The sequence below is a fragment of the Sphingobium rhizovicinum genome (assembly GCF_042647625.1).
GTDB classification, from domain to species: domain Bacteria; phylum Pseudomonadota; class Alphaproteobacteria; order Sphingomonadales; family Sphingomonadaceae; genus Sphingobium; species Sphingobium rhizovicinum.
The window spans coordinates 450,774-466,574 of the sequence record NZ_JBHRVU010000005.1 but is presented as its reverse complement, the minus strand read 5'-3'; the positions used below and the strand labels follow the sequence as shown (position 1 = coordinate 466,574).

Below are 15,801 nucleotides of genomic sequence, written 5' to 3'. Positions count from 1 at the left end.
CGCCGGGGCGGGCCTATCTGTTGCGCCTGAACCGGACCGGGCTATGCAGGGGACATGATTGATCCCCGGCTGTTGTAAAACCTTCTTGGCTGTTTGCCGCGCCAATTCGATCAGCGGCGGCGCGCGGCTGCTCAACATTTCCCAGCCCTCCGTTTCCAATGCGATTGTCCAGTTGGAACAATCCGTCGGCACGGCGCTGTTCGGCCGGTCGCGCACCGGCTTCAGCCTGACGCCGGAGGGACAGGTGCTGCTGCGCCGGGCCGAAGCGATGAACAATCTGATCCGCGATGCCGAAGAGGAGTTGCGGCTGGCCCGCATTGGCGTGGCCGGGCCGCTGCGGATCGGCGGAACCCCCGGCGCGCTCGTCAGCCTTCTGTCCGAAGCGGTGCGCCGGCTGGAGGACAGGATGGGTCATTTCGCGCTGTATGCGGTGGAGCGGCCTGACCAGGATCTGGCCGACATGCTGTATCGTGGCGAGATCGAACTGGCTTTCGTCACCACCGGACTGGAGGAGCCGCCCGAGGGGATTGAGGAAATCACCTTTGCGCAGGATCCGTTCGCGCTGGTCGTGGGGCGACGCAATGATCATCTGCCCGCCGAGTTGTCGCTGCGCGACATGATGGCCAAACGCTGGGTGTTGCCGGAAGCGCGCGGCGCCTTCCGTCGGCAGATCGACGCCCTGTTCATGGCGGCGGGCGTGCCAGTGCCGCAGGATGTGATCCGATGCGATTCGTTGCTGACGACCAAGGCGATGGTCCGCGGCAGCAACCGGCTGACCATTTTGCCGATGAGGGTGGCGGCGGCGGAACTGTCGATCGGCGTATTGCGGGCGATCGGCATCCGCGAAGCAACATTCCAGCGCAGCATCGGCATCCGCAAATTGAAGGACGCACGCTTGTCTTTGTTGGGAAAATCGCTGCTGGACATGCTTATCCATGGTTCAGGACTATGATGATCAAAAAAGTCATTATTATTCATATGGATAAAAGCATCGCGCAAGGAGGCTAACAAGAGACTTCGGAAGAGCCCTCGTGCGGCAGCTGATCCGCAATATCGTGATTTTCGACGGCACCGGCAGTCCGCCTTTCGCTGGCGCCGTGCTGATCGAGGGTGATCGGATCGCGCAGATCCTGTGTCAGGACGACGCGATCGACGCGGTTGAGGGCGATGAAGTGATCGACGGTCATGGGGCCACGCTCATGCCCGGCATGGTGGATGCGCACACCCATCTGACCTGGGGCAGCTCGGTCGCGAAAATCTATCATCAGTTCATCCTGCCCCCCGAAGAGCTGAAGGTCGCCGCCTGGCGCAATGCGGGGGTGCTGCTCGACCATGGCTATACCAGCCTTTATTCGGCGGGGGCTCTGGGCGATCAGATTGAACCTGAACTGGCCCGTGCGATCGCAGCGGGCGAAACGCCAGGCCCGCGTCTGGTGCCCTCCACGCTGGAACGCAGTCCGGAAGGGGAGGAAGGGGTCGAAACCGGCGATGTGTTCAACGGGCGGGGGCCTGAAGCGATGCGCGCGTTCGTCGCCTACTGCACGGCGCAGGGCGTCCAGTCGCTCAAGCTGGTCATTTCCGGCGAGGATGCGCTCAAGCCGGGATCGTCGCAGGATATTCTCTACACCGATGCAGAGATGATTGCAGCCGGGGAGGCGGCGAAAGAGGCGGGCCAGTGGATCGCCACCCATGCCTATACCCCGCGCGCCATCCATCTTGCGCTCGAAGCGGGTGCGCGCCGCGCGTCTGGTGGCACTGGATGAACGGCAAGGTGACGAAGGAGGGGATGGACAGGGATCTCGACCGGATGGCGCGGATGGGCATTGGCGGCGTGCAGAATTTCGACGCCAGCCTGATGACGCCGTAGATCGTCAAGGAATGCCTGCCCTATATGTCGCACGGCTGGAAGGATGCATTTCGCCATCGCAGCCTCGCCGGGCTGGAGCGAAACGGGCGGTCCCTGGGTCAATGCGCCTGCGGAAATCGCGATGAAATCCATGGCGCCGCCCGACAGCAACAGCGATCCGCGCGTGCGCTATTTCTCTGGCGAGGCGATCTATAGCAGCAGTTTCGCCCTGCCCGGCAGCGCGAAGCCAGGCGCACCGCTCTGGCTGGATCTGGGCAGGATCGGCGATGTCGCGGACGTGCGGGTCAACGGGCATCTGGCGGGCGCCAACTGGTTCGCGCCCTATCGGATCGATGTGGGCAAGCTGGTGAAGCCGGGCCGCAACGCGATCGAGGTGAAGATTGCCAATCTATGGGTCAATCGCCTGATCGGCGATCAGCAAGCCGGCGCGGAAAGGGTGACGTTCACCGCTGTCCCGACCTATCGCCCCGATGCGCCGTTGCGCCCGTCGGGGCTGATCGGCGCGGTAACGCTGCTGGCGAACTGAAGGATGCGCTGAAAGGCGGGCGCCGGATAAGATCGCCCGCCTTGCGTTAGGCCGCCTTGGCTGCCGTGACGATGATTTCGACCTTATAGTCCGGGCTGGCGAGTTTCGCTTCGCCGGTCGCGCGAGCGGGGGCTTCGCAATCGGCGATCCACGCGTCCCAGACGACGTTCATTTCGGCGAAGTCCGCCATGTCGGCGAGCCAGATCTGAGCCATCAGCATATGGTTCTTGCTGCTGCCGGTCCGTTCGAGCAGCGCCTCGATTTCCGCCAGCACGGCCTTGGTCTGCTCGGTCACGCTTTCGCCGGGCGCGCCAATCTGGCCTGCCAGATAGATGGTGTCGCCATGAATGACGGCTTCGCTCATGCGCGGGCCGCGATCTATACGGGTAATGCTCATATCTTGCTCCTTTTTGTCAGTGGTAACGGCTGATGGCGAGGTCGGCGCTTTCGATAGCGGGCTGGCGGCCGCTGACAATATCGGCAATCACATGTCCTGATCCGCAGGCCATGGTCCATCCCAATGTGCCGTGGCCGCTGTTGATGAACAGGTTGGGAATGGCCGTCGGGCCGATGACCGGCGTGCTGTCGGGCGTCATCGGGCGCAAACCGGACCAGAAACTCGCCTTGCCGACATCCCCGGCGCCGGGAAACAGGGAACTGACGGAATATTCCAGCGTATCCCGCCGCGCCTGGGGCAGGCCTTTGGAATAGCCTGACAGTTCGGCCATGCCGCCAACCCGGATGCGATCGCCCAGTCGGGTGATCGCGACCTTGTAGCTTTCATCGAGCAGCGTGGATACCGGCGCCCTCATTTCCTCCACGATCGGCACCGTGATGGAATATCCCTTGACCGGATAGACCGGCAACCGGATGCCCAGCGGCGCAAGCAAAAGCGGCGAATAGCTGCCCAGCGCGACGATGAAGGCATCCGCCTGCATGACGCCGGCATCGGTGACGACGGAGGCGATCCGACCGCCTTCGACAGTCAGGCGCTGAATGCTAGTCCCGTTCAGAAAGCGGATGCCCCTGGTCTTGCACATGTCGGCCAGCGCGTTGGTGAATTTGAAGCAATCGCCCGTTTCGTCATTGGGCAGGCGCAGGCCGCCGACGATCGGCACATCGCTTTGCGCCAGTCCCGGCTCGGCGGCCATGCAGCCCGCAGCATCGAGCAGTTCGAAAGGAACGCCGTCGGCCTTGAGCACGGCGACATCCTTGGCCACGCCATCCATCTGCTTTTGTTCGCGGAACAATTGCAACGTGCCCTGGCTGCGTTCGTCATAGGCAATGCCGGTCTCCTGTCGCAGATCGATCAGCCGGTCACGGCTGAATTCCGCCAGCCGCACCATCCGGCTCTTGTTGATCGCATAGGATCGGGCATTGCAATTGCCCAGCATCGCGCCGATCCAGCGCAGCATTGCGCCGTCCACCTGCGGGCGCAGGATCAGCGGCGCATGTTTCATGAACAGCCATCGCAACGCTTTCATCGGGATGCCCGGCGCCGCCCAGGGGGATGCATAGCCGGGCGAAATCTCCCCGGCGTTGGCGAAGCTGGTTTCGAGCGCAGGCCCGGACTGCCGATCGATCACGGTCACGTCATGGCCGCTCTGGGCCAGATACCAAGCGGATGTGACGCCGATCACGCCGCTGCCCAATATCACCACTTTCATGCCGTCATGCTCCGCTTGATCGCTGTTGGCTGCGCCGGCTTGACCATGCGGAAATAGCGGCCGCCCAATTGTGTCAGAATTTCATAGGCAATCGTTCCTGCGTCCGCGGCGACCGCATCGATGCTCTGATGCGGACCGATCAGTTCGACCGGCGCACCGGGATAGAGCAGGCTGTCCGGAACATGGGTGACGTCCAGCGTCATGCTGTCCATCGACACGCGGCCGATGATCGGAACGCGCATATCCCTGATGAAGGCACTGCCCCGATTGCCCAGACAGCGGGGCCAGCCGTCGGCATAGCCCACCGGGATCGTGGCGATGTGGGACGGCTCCTGGCAATGATGCGACAGCTCATAGCCCACGCCGGTGCCGGCCGGGACGGTCCGTAACTGCGTGATCCGGGCTTCCAGCGATACGACCGGACGCATCGGATTGGAACCGCGGCCGGGGTTGCCGCCATATAGCGCAATGCCGGCGCGGACGAGGTCGAAATGCGCGCGCGGCAGGAAGCTGCCGGCACTATTGTCAAGCGACCTGGGCACATCGGGGAAATGCTGCGTCAAAGTCTGGAAAGTGCCCAGTTGCTGCACGTTGATGCCCGCGTCGGGGTCGTCGGCGCTGGCCAGATGGCTCATGATCAGCAGCAGCCTTATCCCTTTCAGGCGGTCGGGTTGCGCAATCAGGGTAGCGATTTCGGAAGCTGGAAATCCCAGCCGCGACATGCCGGTGTCGACCTGAAGGGCGGCCGGCAGATGGCGGCCCAGCCTGCTCGCCATGGTCGCCCAACGATCCAGCTGGCTAAGCGAATTCAGCACGGGGATGGCGCCGATGTCCGCACATTCCTGCTCGGCGCCGGGTTGCAGGCCGTTGAGGATGAAGATGTCGGCGTTATCGGGCAGGGCGGGGCGCAACGATGCCGCCTCCGCCAGCAAGGCGACGAAAAAGCGCCGGCATCCCTGCGCCAGCAGCGTTTCCGCCACCAGCTTCGCCCCCAGGCCATAGCCATCGGCCTTGATCACGCCGGCCACCTGTGCCGGGCCAGCCTGCCGGCTTATGATCCGGTAGTTTTCAGCCAGAGCATCGAGATCAATCTCAAGCACCGCGCCGGCAGTATCACGCAAGGACATGGCATTTCTCCTGACCCGCATGATATCCAAATATCGCCAAAAACTATTCGCAATCGACCGCAGATTATTTCAATATGATATGATTATAGAAATATCCTGCGAGTTGAATCGAACGATGAGCGATACGATTGATGCGACGGACCGGGCGATATTGCGGCTGTTGCGGCTCAATGCGCGTCGGCCCAATTCGGAAATCGCGGCGGAGGTGGGATTGTCGCCATCGGCTTGCCATCGCCGCATCCGTATATTGGAGGATGCCGGCATCATCCGCGGCTATACGGTCGTGACCGGCCTGATCGATCATGATGCAAAGTCGGTGGATGTCGTCGTACAGGTGACGCTGGATCGCCAGACGGAGGATTATCTGGTGCGGTTTGAGCATGCCGTGCGGCAGTGCCCTGAAATTCGCGAATGTTTCCTGATGACCGGGGCGGTCGACTATTGGTTGCGGGTGCAGGCCGACAGCGTCGCCGCCTATGAAGTTATCCATGGCGAAATTCTGTCCCGTCTGCCTGGCGTAACCCGGCTGAACTCCAGCATCTCAATGCGGGACGCGTTGCGGCCGCGCCGTTCAACCAAGAGGTGACGGGGGGTAAAGGGCAGGGCGCAGACGGGGGCCGCCTGTCTGGCAGGCATTGCGAGGCGCTTGAGCGACGCGGCGATGCAACCGCTGGGGCGATAAGGGGTTCCGGGTTTCTGCTGTCTCATGCGCTGCGCCGGAATAATCCTAATCTTTCGGTAACATCCGCACGGCATGAGGGGGCCGTGGAGATGTGGCATGTATGAAATCCGGTTTCGCCACGACATCAACCTGTTGGACATTGCCTGGCATGGCCTGTTCAGCAGCGATGCGGTGGCGGCTTATGCGCGCGAGGCGAAGGCGCGATTCGCGGCGGAAGGATTTTCGCCCGGCTATCTGCTGCGCATGGACATGAGCCATAGCGCGGTCCAGCCGAAGGATGCGGTGGCCGCATTTCGCGAACATCTGGGAGAGGGGAAATTCCCCCGCGCTTCGCGCATTGCCATCGTCACCCCCAGCGTCATTGCCAAGATGCAGGTGCGGCGGGAAATGACGCAACCCTATCTGCGCATCTTCGAAGCGGCGGAACCGGCGCTGCAATGGCTGCTGAACGGCGATGGTGAGCGGGCTTAGGAAGAGGCGATCTCCTGCAGAGATTGCGTGCGCAATCCTCCGTTTGTCGTAGTCACGAAATTTTCATGTTGCGCTGCACAACGAAATCTGATCCCTTGGCTGAACAGCGGTGGAACAGGCGCTTAAGCCTTCAGTAACCATGAGGGGCGCATGATCCACCCTGCGACTGAGAGTCGGAGGGCTTGAACATGGGCACGAGTGCAAGACCGGCGGATGGGGCTGTCACCCTGGCGGAACTGCGTGAATTCGCCAGCTTCCCGTCTGCCACGCAGCGGTACATCAGACGTTCGCTCGACATCGGACTGCATCGCCGCGACGCGATGAAGCTGTGGTCGCGCGACATGGTGGAGGAAGCCTCGATCCGCGCGCAGGCGCGCATCTATGGCCGGCTGGACGAAATCAAGATGCGCGTGCCCGACGATAGCGGCCTGGAGCAGGTGGAGCCGTTCATGGCGCCGCTCGTTACCATTTCCGCCTTCGATCTGGGACAGGATCGGCTGGGCAGCTTTTCGGCCTATCGCTTCCTCTATGAGCGTCTGCTGGGCGCTGGCGCGCGGCCATGGTTGCCCGGCGCCTTCTGCGCGGCGGCGAGCCTGCCGCACCTTCACCCCGAAAAGAGGCGCGCGCTGCTTCAGTCGATCAGCGAAGCGGCGGCCACGGCGGTGGGCTGGTCCAATCGAGAGCCGACCTTCTACCCCGAATGGGTGGAAAAGGTGGATATGTCCAAGGCGAACTGAACAGCCGTCACATCTTTGCAAGAGGCTGCGCGGAGTGGGGGCTCCGGCGCGGCCTTTTCTTTGTTCAGGGTTCAGGCGCGATGCGGGGCGTAGAGGATGACGGCCGCGCCAACCAGACAGAGCGCGACGCCCATCAAATCCCAGCGATCGGGACGCACCCCTTCCGCGCCCCACAGCCACAACAGCGCCGACAGGATATAGATGCCGCCATAGGCCGCATAGGCGCGTCCGGCCTGATCGCTGTCGACCAGGGTCAGCAGCCAGGCGAACAGGGCCAGCGATACGCCGCCCGGCAGCAGCCAGAGCGGCGAACGATCCATGCGCAGCCATGCCCAGAAGGCGAAGCAGCCGGCTATTTCGGCAAGGGCTGCGGCGAGGTAGATGAAGAGTGCAGGCATCGGTCCCGTCATAGACAGGATATAGGCGGATGGAACAGGCTCATTGCGTCCCGGCCGTCATGGCCAGCAGGGCGAAGCTGGCAAGCCAATGTTCCCCCATATAATCGCCCGACACCGCGCCGATCGATGCGTCGATATGGGATTGCGCGGATTCCAGCAGGACGCGGCGGGTTGCTTCATCCTCATATTGCCCCGCAATCTCGCGCATGGTCCATGCCCGGCTCAGATTGAGGCCGTTGAGATGGGCGATCCTGCCGTCGCTTTCATCGCTGACATGGGCGGGAACGAACAGTTCCGCCGGCGCGCGCTGGGGCAGTTCCGACAGAAAATGGGCCAGCCATGGCTGGAACGTCTCGCGCGGCAGAATGTGGGCCATGGCGCAGGCCTCGGTCAGCACCGGGGATAGGAAATCCTCGCCCCCCGGCTCCCAGGTCTGCACCACCTTGTCCGTGCCATACCAGTGCAACGCGCGCTGCTCCAGCAGGTCGAGCAAGGGCTGGTCGTCATGCGTCTGCCCATAAATCTGCGCCAATATCAGCGCGAAGGCGGTATTGGCGTGATTGCCGACGCGCAGGGGATAGGTCAGCGCAGGCAGATAGGCCATGAACAGATTGCGGAAATCCTGCGCCAAAGGCGCAAGCGTCGCGGCATGGGGATTGTCGCCCCGCGTCAGTTCGCTGGCCAGCATCAGCAACCAGCCCCAGCCATAGGGGCGCTCAAAGGTGCGCGCCCAGCTGCGGGTCAGATAGGCGCGCTCCGCAGCGACCTTTTCGGGCGTCAGCATCGACGCGAAAAGATCGTCAATTGCGCGGCTCTCCGCAATGTCGGGGAAAAGACGGCGGACGCGGGCCAGCAGCCAATAGCCATGGACGCAGCTATGCCAGTCGTAACTGCCATGGAAGATCGGATGCACCTGCCGCGGGATATAGGCGTCCGCATCGCTGTCCATCACATGGTCGGCCTTGTGCGGATATTCGCGGGTGACATGGCCCATGGCGATGTGGGCGAACGCGCCGGCCTGATCGGGGGTCAGAATATTGGCCATTGGAAATCCTTCATGGAAAGGCGCACCACGCCATGGCGATGATGTTGAAGCAGAGAATGATGAAGGCGGTGGGGGCCTGTGCGCGGATCACGCCATGGCGATCGCGCAGTTCCAGCAGGGCGGCCGGCACGATGTTGAAATTGGCCGCCATCGGCGTGAGCAGCGTGCCGCAAAATCCTGACAACATGCCCAGCGCAACGATTGTCGGCGGATTGCCGCCAAATTGATGGATCAGTATCGGAATGGCGATGCCCACCGTCATGATCGGGAAGGCGGCGAAGGCATTGCCCATGATGATGGTGAACAGCGCCATGCCGACGCAATAGGCTATCACCGCCATGAACCGTGCGTCGAGCGGCAATGTCGACGTGATGCCGGTCGCCACCATCTTGCCCACGCCCGCCAGCGCAAAGATGCCGCCGAGAGCGGCCAGCATCTGCGGCAGCGCCATTGCCCAGCCGATCGTGTCGCTCAGGCGGCGGGCTTCGGCCGCCGGTGCCGATCGCGGCGCCCGCGTCAGCCCAGCAGCAAAGCCGATCGAAATCAGTGTCGCGACCGCCAGCCAGACTAATGTCACCTGTTTGGGGTCGATGATCGGCCTGCCCGCCAGCCGGCCGTCGGGCATCAGCAATGTGCCCGCGAGCGTGATCGTGGGGATGCAAAGCGCCGGCAGAAGCAGCCGCCAGCCAAGGCGCGCTGCGCTGCGCAGCTTGTGCGCCTCGTCGCTCGATGCGACGGGCTGGGGTTTAAGGCCCATCGCCGCGAGGGCAACCATGCCCAGGACCAGCAATCCGTTCACCAGATCGGGCAGCCATGGCCCGATCGCCAGCGTCACGGCGAAGGCGGCCCAGAAGGCGGCGCTGCGCCATCGCGCGGCGTCCCTGCGGGTGATGATATGGTGAAGGGCGACGCCGGCAGGCAGAAGTCCCGCGACAATCCCCAGAAAATCAAGGCCGATCATGCCCGGCCTGCCCGAAGACGACGATCAATCCACAACAGGCGCGCGCCGTGGATGGCAAAGGCGGCCAGCGCGGTCGGTATCGACCAGAGCGCAACATGGAGCGGCGCGACGGTGATCCCGTTCTGCTCCATCACCGCCCGGATCAGCAGGATGGATCCGATGGCGATGAACACATCTTCGCCAAAGAAGGCGCCCACATTGTCGGCGGCGGCGGCATGGGCGCGCACCAGTTCGCGATTGTCGTCGCTCAGTCCGTCGGTCGCATCCCGCTCGGCGGCGCCTTCGGCCATGGGGGCGACGATCGGTCGAACCATCTGCGCCGCGCCGCCCAGCGACATCAGGCCCAGCGCCGCGGTCAGCTGGCGGAAAGCGAAATAGCCCAGCAGCACGCGCCCGGCGGTCGCCTTGCGCAGCCTCTGGATCATCGCCCGCGCCTGTTCCCGCAGCCCCGCCCGCTCCAGCAGGCCGATCATCGGCAGGGCCAGCCATTGCACCGACATGAAACGGGCATCGACAAAGGATTTGCCGATCATCTCGACAATCTCGATCGGGTTGAACCCGGCCGCCAGCGCGCTGGAAAAGGCCGCGACCGTCACGACCAGCATCGGATTGAGCCGAAGGGCAAAGCCCACGACCAGAACGACGATGCCGCACAGGACCAGCATGGCGGCCTACAGCGTCGCGGCGGCGCGTGCCGCCTGATTATACTGGCCCGAAATCCGGCGCAGCAGGTCCGCTGCTTCGGACAGCGCCGTTTCCGCCGGCCCATCGGCCGCCAATGGGGTCGCCAGAAGCCTTTCGCGGATGATCCGATAAGCGTCGCAAAATTCGCGGCCGGCGGCCGTCGCTTCGATCAGCTTTTCCTTGCCTTCGCGTCGTGTTGCGACCAGCCCCGATTTTTCCAGTTTGCGCAGCGCATAGGTCGCCAGATGCGTATCCTCTATGTCCAGCACCAGCGCGATGTCGCCCAGCCGCTTGGCCCGGTCGCGATGGCGCACCGAATGGAGGATCAGGACTTCCAGCGGGGACAGCGACATGCCGGCGGCCTGCGCGCATCGGCCCAGCCAGCGTTGATAGGCGGTCGCAGCGAGGGTCAGGCTGAATTCCAGTTCAGACAGAGCCGGGGCGGCGCCATCGGCCAGATGGGCCGAAGAAACAATGGCTCGCCTTTGTTCACCCATTTTCCACTCCTTGCGAAGCTGCTGGATCATTGGGTAGCAATCTGTCTATATTATGTCGACAATTTATTGATAATTTGGAGCGACAGATGGCCGGGTGGCAATTTTGGGTGGATCGTGGCGGCACATTCACCGATATTGTGGCGCGCGCTCCTGAAGGCGATCTGCGCAGCGCCAAGTTGCTGAGCGAAAATCCCGAACGCTATGCGGATGCGGCGATCGCCGGCATCCGCAATATCCTGTCCCTGACCGACGATCAGCCGCTGCCCCATGGCCTCATCCATTCGGTCAAGATGGGCACCACGGTCGCCACCAATGCGCTGCTGGAGCGCAAGGGCGCACGGACCCTGCTGCTGGTGGACAGCGGATTTGCCGACCTGCTCCGGATCGGCAACCAGACCCGTCCCGATCTGTTTGCGCTCGACATCCGGCTTCCTTCGCCGCTCTATGACGCGGTTGAGGAAGTTGGCGGGCGCATCGACGCTGCGGGCCACCCGGTGTCTGATCTTGGCGAGGCGGCCGTCGCTGCCATGCTGGCGGCCTATCGGCAGGACGGCTTTGAAGCCGTTGCGATTGTGCTGGCGCATGCCTGGGCCTTTCCCGCGACCGAACAGCGGGTCGCCGCGCTCGCCCGTCAGGCCGGCTTCACGCAGGTCTCCGCCAGCCATGCCGTCAGTCCGCTGGCCGGTCTGGTTGCGCGCGGCCGCACCAGTGTTGTCGACGCCTATCTTTCGCCGGTCCTGCGCCGCTATGTCGATCAGGTCGCGGGCGCGCTGGGGGATACGCCGCTGGAATTCATGCAGTCCAACGGAGGGCTTACGCAGGCCAGGAATTTCCAGGGGAAGGACGCCATTCTGTCCGGCCCCGCCGGCGGGGTCGTGGCGGCCGCGCGCACCGGGGAGGCCGCCGGCTTTGAACGGATTGTCGGCTTCGACATGGGCGGCACATCGACTGACGTCGTCCTCTATGCCGGCCAGTTTGACCGCGTGTTCGACGCGCAGATTGCCGGCGTCGAAATGCGCGTGCCGATGATGGCGATCGATACCGTGGCGGCAGGCGGCGGATCGGTGCTCAGCTATGAAGATGCGCGCTTGCGGGTCGGGCCAGAAAGCGCCGGGGCCAATCCAGGCCCCGCCTGTTACCGACGCGGCGGCCCGCTGACCGTCACCGACGCCAATGTCCTGCTCGGGCGGATTCAGCCCGATCTGTTTCCCGCCCTGTTCGGTCCTGACGGCGATCAGCCACTGGACCGGGCCATCGTCGAAACGAAGTTCGCGAATCTCGCCGCCCGGATCGCGGCGCAGACCGGGCTTGCCCAGACGCCGCAGCGCGTGGCCGAAGGCTTTCTGACGATCGCCGTCGCGCACATGGCCGCCGCCATCAAGCGCGTCGTTCTGGAACGGGGCGAGGATGTGACCGACTTCACGCTGCAAAGCTTTGGCGGCGCGGGGGGACAGCATGCCTGCAAGGTCGCCGAAACACTGGGCATGCGGACCATCATGATCCATCCGCTGGCCGGCGTGCTGTCGGCCTATGGCATGGGTCTGGCGGACAGGGTGGCGATGCGGCAGCAGTCGGTCGAGCAGGCGCTGGATGCGCACAGCGTCGCCGCCATCGCCGATCTGGCTGCTATATTGGGGGAAGATGCGGCGCGCGAACTCGGCGCGCAGGGCGCTGGGCGGCATGCGTCCGCCTATCTGCGCTATGCCGGCACGGACAAGGCGCTGCCCGTGCCTCTGGCGGACGCGGCGACGATGCGCGCCGGCTTCGGCGATGCGCACCGGGCGCGCTACGGCTTTGCGGATGCCGATCGCGAGATTGTGATCGAAACGATCGTGGTGGAGGCTCTGCTCCCCGGCCCTGCGGTCGAGGCTCCGACCTTCCCGTCGCGCAGCGATGCGCTTGCGCCGATGGCGCATGTGCCCTTGTGGAACGGGGATCAGGAAGCATCCGTCCCCGTCTATGATCGCGATGCGCTGCGCCCTGGCGATCTGCTCTCTGGCCCGGCTGTCATCCGGGAGGCGATCGCCACGACGATTGTCGATCCGGGCTGGCAGCTCGTCGTTGGCCATATGGGCGAACTGCGCCTTACCCATGTTGCCGCCGCAGCACTTCCCGCGCAGGATCCGGCCGTCTGCGATCCGGTGCAGCTGGAATTGTTCAACACCCAGTTCATGAGCATTGCCGATCGCATGGGCGTCGTGCTCCAGAACACGTCGAGCAGCGTCAACATGAAGGAGCGGCTCGATTTTTCCTGCGCCCTGTTTGACGCAGCGGGCAATCTCATCGCCAACGCGCCGCATGTCCCCGTCCATCTGGGCGCGATGGGGGAAAGCGTGCGCACCGTGCTGGCCAGCCGTGGGGACAGCCTGCGCCCCGGCGATGCGATCGTGCTTAACAACCCCTTCAACGGCGGCACCCATTTGCCGGACGTGACCGTGGTGTCCCCGGTGTTCGATGCGGGCGGGACGCAGCTACGCTTCTTCGTCGCCAATCGCGGCCATCATGCGGACATTGGCGGATTGACGCCGGGGTCCACCCCGCCGGCCTCCTCCAGCCTTGACGAGGAAGGCATCGTCATCGACGATTTCCTGCTGGTGGATGGCGGCACGTTCCGGGAGGAGGCGTTTCTGGACCTGCTGGCCAGCGGTCGCTACCCGGCCCGCAGCCCGCAGGTCAATCTGGCGGACATCAAGGCGCAACTGGCGGCCAACGAAACCGGCATTGCCGAACTCAACGCGCTGGTTGCGGCGCGCGGATGGGATATGGTCCGCGCTTATATGGGCCATGTCATGGCCCATGGCGAAGAATGCATCCGACAAGTCATCAGCACCTTGTCGGATGGTCGCTTCCACTATGTCATGGATGATGGGGCGCCGCTGGAAGTGTCCGTGACGATCGATCATGACAGCCGCAGCGCGGTCATCGACTTTGCCGGCACGGGCGCCAGCGATTCCGGCAATTTCAATGCGCCGCCGGCGGTGACGCGGGCAACCGTCCTCTATGTCTTCCGCTGTCTGGTGGGGAAGGATCTGCCGCTCAATGAAGGCTGCCTCATCCCCCTGTCGATCCGGTTGCCCGAAAACAGCTTCCTTTCTCCGCCGCGCGGGGCCGCAGTCGTGGCGGGCAATACCGAAGTCAGTCAGGCGGTGTGCAATGCCCTGATCGGCGCGCTGGGTGCGGGGGCGTCGTCGCAGGGCACGATGAACAATTTCCTGTTCGGCACCGACCGCTACCAATATTATGAAACCATCTGCGGCGGTGCGGGGGCGGGCGATGGCTTTGACGGCGCATCGGGCGTGCATACGCACATGACCAACACCCGCATCACCGACCCGGAAATTCTGGAAATGCGCTACCCGGTTCGGCTGGATCGGTTCGCGATCCGGCAGGATTCAGGTGGCGATGGGCGCAATCGCGGTGGCGATGGCGTGATCCGGGCTGTCACCGCGCTTGAACCGATGACCGCGACGATCGTCAGTTCGCGCAGGACGGTCGCCCCGTTTGGCCTCGCCGGCGGCGCGCCCGGCCGCATCGGGCGGCAATATATTGAGCGCGCCGATGGCAGGGTAGATCATCTTGCCGGTCGAGATCAGGCCGAACTGGGCGCCGGCGACAGATTTGTCATCGAAACGCCCGGCGGAGGCGGCTTTGGCGCCTGAAGCCTGCGCTGAATAGCCGAAGGCCTCCATCACCCCGCAGGCTGATGGAGGCCTTCGGTCGCAGCGCCGTCAGATTTGCGCAAAGCCGCCATCGACGAAGATTTCCGCGCCGTTGATATAGCTGGCCGCATCCGGCTGGAACGCGCCGCCGCCCGCATTGGCGACCAGAATGTCGATCGGCGCGCCATGCTGCTGCACGACGTCATAAAGGCGGTCGAGATCGGCCAGGCTGGTGACGTCGCCCTGCACGCCAACCGCGCCATGGCCGATCGCTTTGACGGCGGCGTCCAGCTCCTCCTGCCGCCGCCCGGTCACGAAAACCTTCGCGCCCTGTTCAGCCAGCTCCTGCGCGATGCCCAGGCCGATGCCGCTATTCCCGCCGGTCACGACGGCGACTTTGTTGGTCAGATCATAGGTCATTGTCATTCTCCTTCTTCTGGTCGGCAAACCGTCGCCGTCCGATGGGTTGGAGATAAATCCGCAACGATTTCCGCTGTAGTCGGCAATATTGACACTTATCGTTCCTTGAATAGAACGATGCCATGCAAGACTATAATGATCTGCGCTATTTCGATGCGGTGGTGGCGAACGGCGGATTTGCGGCGGCTGGCCGCGCGCTGCGGGTGCCGAAATCGAAGCTCAGCCGGCGTGTCGCGGCGCTGGAGGAACAGTTGGGCGTCCGGCTGATCGAACGCTCCTCCCGGCGTTTTCGCGTCACCGACATCGGCCTCGCCTTCCATGCCCAGTGCCAGCTTGCGGTCGCGGCCGCCGAACGCGCAGAGGCACTGGTCGAAGCGAGCCTCACCGAACCGCGCGGCACCGTGCGCATGTCCTGTCCGACCGGCCTCGTCGCAATCGTCGCCGACATGTTGCCGGATTTTCTCGGCGTCTATCCCAAGGCGCATGTGCAACTGATCGCAGTCGATCGGCCGGTGGACGTGATTGCCGAACGGGTCGATGTCGCCCTGCGCGTGCGCACCCGGCTGGACAGCGACGCCGCGCTGACGATGCGCACGCTCGCGCACAGCCGGCGCATCCTGATCGCCAGCCCCGCGCTGGCCAATCGGGTGGCCGCGCGCGGGATCGACGCCCTGCGCACGGAGCCGACCCTAAGTTCGTCAGGGGAGGATGGCGAAATCATGTGGCGGCTGGAAGGCCCGGAAGGAGCGCTGCGGGAGATACGCCATGTCCCGCGCCTCACCTGCGGGGATTTCGGCGCGATCCGGGCGGCGGCGGTTGCGGGACTTGGCGTGGCGATGCTGCCGGATCATGCCTGCGCCGCAGAATTGCGCAGCGGCGCGCTGGTGCACCTCTTTCCCGAATGGGTCAGCGAAAACGGCATCGTGCATCTGATCTTCCCGACCCGCACCGGCCTGCCGCCCTTGGTCCGCGCGTGGATCGATCATCTGGCGAAGGGCTTCAGGAACCCGGACATATTCGCGGATCGCTGACCCGCGCAGGATGCCGGGCCATCCCGCCA

17 protein-coding genes and 1 pseudogene are annotated in these 15,801 nt (G+C 64.1%); 9 read left to right on the top strand and 9 right to left on the bottom strand.

Going from position 1 to position 15,801, the window contains the following annotated elements; genetic code table 11:
* The first annotated feature begins 85 nt into the window (after positions 1-85).
* The 4 genes and pseudogenes from ACFOKF_RS20870 to ACFOKF_RS20855 all read left to right on the top strand — a co-directional run bounded on the left by ACFOKF_RS20870 (position 86) and on the right by ACFOKF_RS20855 (position 2,393).
* The gene (locus ACFOKF_RS20870) at positions 86-952 is read left to right on the top strand and encodes a LysR family transcriptional regulator (protein ID WP_380798440.1); all 867 of its coding nucleotides are present in this window, start codon (positions 86-88) and stop codon (positions 950-952) included.
* 79 nt (positions 953-1,031) lie between these two features.
* A pseudogene (locus tag ACFOKF_RS20865) lies at positions 1,032-1,739 on the top strand (amidohydrolase family protein); the annotation flags it as partial.
* 20 nt (positions 1,740-1,759) lie between these two features.
* Positions 1,760-1,867, top strand: coding sequence for a glycosyl hydrolase (locus ACFOKF_RS20860; protein ID WP_380798439.1), 108 nt, complete (start codon positions 1,760-1,762; stop codon positions 1,865-1,867).
* A 43-nt stretch (positions 1,868-1,910) separates the two neighbouring features.
* Complete coding sequence (locus tag ACFOKF_RS20855; RefSeq protein ID WP_380798438.1) at positions 1,911-2,393, top strand: glycosylhydrolase-like jelly roll fold domain-containing protein; 483 nt, start codon at positions 1,911-1,913, stop codon at positions 2,391-2,393.
* A 46-nt stretch (positions 2,394-2,439) separates the two neighbouring features.
* Here the strand turns inward: ACFOKF_RS20855 and ACFOKF_RS20850 are convergent, their stop codons facing one another.
* The 3 genes from ACFOKF_RS20850 to alr are packed head-to-tail and all read right to left on the bottom strand — an operon-like array spanning position 2,440 to position 5,187.
* Entirely contained in the window at positions 2,440-2,790 is a 351-nt protein-coding gene (locus ACFOKF_RS20850; RefSeq protein ID WP_380798437.1) for a RidA family protein, read from the bottom strand.
* A gap of 16 nt (positions 2,791-2,806) precedes the next feature.
* Positions 2,807-4,060, bottom strand: a complete 1,254-nt coding sequence (locus tag ACFOKF_RS20845) for a D-amino acid dehydrogenase (protein WP_380798436.1) — start codon at positions 4,058-4,060, stop codon at positions 2,807-2,809.
* A complete protein-coding gene (gene alr / locus ACFOKF_RS20840; protein WP_380798435.1) occupies positions 4,057-5,187 on the bottom strand; it encodes an alanine racemase in 1,131 nt (376 codons plus the stop codon). Before alr ends, ACFOKF_RS20845 begins: the two co-directional genes overlap by 4 nt.
* A gap of 115 nt (positions 5,188-5,302) precedes the next feature.
* On the opposite strand from alr, the gene ACFOKF_RS20835 reads away from it, so the two are divergent.
* The 3 genes from ACFOKF_RS20835 to ACFOKF_RS20825 all read left to right on the top strand — a co-directional run bounded on the left by ACFOKF_RS20835 (position 5,303) and on the right by ACFOKF_RS20825 (position 7,077).
* Entirely contained in the window at positions 5,303-5,773 is a 471-nt protein-coding gene (locus ACFOKF_RS20835) for an Lrp/AsnC family transcriptional regulator (protein ID WP_380798433.1), read from the top strand.
* 192 nt (positions 5,774-5,965) lie between these two features.
* A complete protein-coding gene (locus tag ACFOKF_RS20830; RefSeq protein WP_380798432.1) occupies positions 5,966-6,340 on the top strand; it encodes an STAS/SEC14 domain-containing protein in 375 nt (124 codons plus the stop codon).
* Between the two features lie 188 nt (positions 6,341-6,528).
* Positions 6,529-7,077: a hypothetical protein gene (locus tag ACFOKF_RS20825; protein ID WP_380798431.1), complete on the top strand. Its 549-nt coding sequence runs from the start codon at positions 6,529-6,531 to the stop codon at positions 7,075-7,077.
* 71 nt (positions 7,078-7,148) lie between these two features.
* Here ACFOKF_RS20825 and ACFOKF_RS20820 read toward each other — a convergent pair whose 3' ends face one another.
* From ACFOKF_RS20820 to ACFOKF_RS20800, 5 genes are read right to left on the bottom strand one after another with little or no spacing between them, the layout of a single operon-like run.
* Positions 7,149-7,475, bottom strand: a complete 327-nt coding sequence (locus ACFOKF_RS20820; RefSeq protein ID WP_380798430.1) for a YnfA family protein — start codon at positions 7,473-7,475, stop codon at positions 7,149-7,151.
* 40 nt (positions 7,476-7,515) lie between these two features.
* Entirely contained in the window at positions 7,516-8,520 is a 1,005-nt protein-coding gene (locus ACFOKF_RS20815) for a DUF2891 domain-containing protein (protein WP_380798429.1), read from the bottom strand.
* 10 nt (positions 8,521-8,530) lie between these two features.
* The gene (locus ACFOKF_RS20810; RefSeq protein ID WP_380798427.1) at positions 8,531-9,481 is read right to left on the bottom strand and encodes a DUF979 domain-containing protein; all 951 of its coding nucleotides are present in this window, start codon (positions 9,479-9,481) and stop codon (positions 8,531-8,533) included.
* Positions 9,478-10,146: a DUF969 domain-containing protein gene (locus tag ACFOKF_RS20805; RefSeq protein ID WP_380798425.1), complete on the bottom strand. Its 669-nt coding sequence runs from the start codon at positions 10,144-10,146 to the stop codon at positions 9,478-9,480. Before ACFOKF_RS20805 ends, ACFOKF_RS20810 begins: the two co-directional genes overlap by 4 nt.
* 6 nt (positions 10,147-10,152) lie before the next feature.
* Positions 10,153-10,662, bottom strand: a complete 510-nt coding sequence (locus tag ACFOKF_RS20800; protein WP_380798424.1) for a winged helix DNA-binding protein — start codon at positions 10,660-10,662, stop codon at positions 10,153-10,155.
* 86 nt (positions 10,663-10,748) lie between these two features.
* Between ACFOKF_RS20800 and ACFOKF_RS20795 the strand changes: the two genes are divergently transcribed.
* Positions 10,749-14,321: a hydantoinase B/oxoprolinase family protein gene (locus ACFOKF_RS20795; RefSeq protein ID WP_380798423.1), complete on the top strand. Its 3,573-nt coding sequence runs from the start codon at positions 10,749-10,751 to the stop codon at positions 14,319-14,321.
* 69 nt (positions 14,322-14,390) lie between these two features.
* On the opposite strand, the gene ACFOKF_RS20790 is transcribed toward ACFOKF_RS20795, so the two are convergent.
* Complete coding sequence (locus ACFOKF_RS20790; protein WP_380798422.1) at positions 14,391-14,741, bottom strand: SDR family NAD(P)-dependent oxidoreductase; 351 nt, start codon at positions 14,739-14,741, stop codon at positions 14,391-14,393.
* A 122-nt stretch (positions 14,742-14,863) separates the two neighbouring features.
* On the opposite strand from ACFOKF_RS20790, the gene ACFOKF_RS20785 reads away from it, so the two are divergent.
* Entirely contained in the window at positions 14,864-15,772 is a 909-nt protein-coding gene (locus ACFOKF_RS20785) for a LysR family transcriptional regulator (RefSeq protein ID WP_380798421.1), read from the top strand.
* The last annotated feature ends 29 nt before the right edge of the window (positions 15,773-15,801 follow it).

What these genes read in the sequence shown, in the direction of transcription:
- ACFOKF_RS20860 (WP_380798439.1), top strand. Translation starts at nt 1,760, where the DNA reads ATGAACGGCAAGGTGACGAAGGAGGGGATGGACAGGGATCTCGACCGG.
- ACFOKF_RS20815 (WP_380798429.1), bottom strand. Translation starts at nt 8,520, where the DNA reads ATGGCCAATATTCTGACCCCCGATCAGGCCGGCGCGTTCGCCCACATC.
- ACFOKF_RS20855 (WP_380798438.1), top strand. Translation starts at nt 1,911, where the DNA reads ATGCATTTCGCCATCGCAGCCTCGCCGGGCTGGAGCGAAACGGGCGGT.
- ACFOKF_RS20835 (WP_380798433.1), top strand. Translation starts at nt 5,303, where the DNA reads ATGAGCGATACGATTGATGCGACGGACCGGGCGATATTGCGGCTGTTG.
- ACFOKF_RS20810 (WP_380798427.1), bottom strand. Translation starts at nt 9,481, where the DNA reads ATGATCGGCCTTGATTTTCTGGGGATTGTCGCGGGACTTCTGCCTGCC.
- ACFOKF_RS20800 (WP_380798424.1), bottom strand. Translation starts at nt 10,662, where the DNA reads ATGGGTGAACAAAGGCGAGCCATTGTTTCTTCGGCCCATCTGGCCGAT.
- ACFOKF_RS20850 (WP_380798437.1), bottom strand. Translation starts at nt 2,790, where the DNA reads ATGAGCATTACCCGTATAGATCGCGGCCCGCGCATGAGCGAAGCCGTC.
- alr (WP_380798435.1), bottom strand. Translation starts at nt 5,187, where the DNA reads ATGTCCTTGCGTGATACTGCCGGCGCGGTGCTTGAGATTGATCTCGAT.
- ACFOKF_RS20805 (WP_380798425.1), bottom strand. Translation starts at nt 10,146, where the DNA reads ATGCTGGTCCTGTGCGGCATCGTCGTTCTGGTCGTGGGCTTTGCCCTT.
- ACFOKF_RS20785 (WP_380798421.1), top strand. Translation starts at nt 14,864, where the DNA reads ATGCAAGACTATAATGATCTGCGCTATTTCGATGCGGTGGTGGCGAAC.
- ACFOKF_RS20830 (WP_380798432.1), top strand. Translation starts at nt 5,966, where the DNA reads ATGTATGAAATCCGGTTTCGCCACGACATCAACCTGTTGGACATTGCC.
- ACFOKF_RS20845 (WP_380798436.1), bottom strand. Translation starts at nt 4,060, where the DNA reads ATGAAAGTGGTGATATTGGGCAGCGGCGTGATCGGCGTCACATCCGCT.
- ACFOKF_RS20795 (WP_380798423.1), top strand. Translation starts at nt 10,749, where the DNA reads ATGGCCGGGTGGCAATTTTGGGTGGATCGTGGCGGCACATTCACCGAT.
- ACFOKF_RS20820 (WP_380798430.1), bottom strand. Translation starts at nt 7,475, where the DNA reads ATGCCTGCACTCTTCATCTACCTCGCCGCAGCCCTTGCCGAAATAGCC.
- ACFOKF_RS20790 (WP_380798422.1), bottom strand. Translation starts at nt 14,741, where the DNA reads ATGACCTATGATCTGACCAACAAAGTCGCCGTCGTGACCGGCGGGAAT.
- ACFOKF_RS20825 (WP_380798431.1), top strand. Translation starts at nt 6,529, where the DNA reads ATGGGCACGAGTGCAAGACCGGCGGATGGGGCTGTCACCCTGGCGGAA.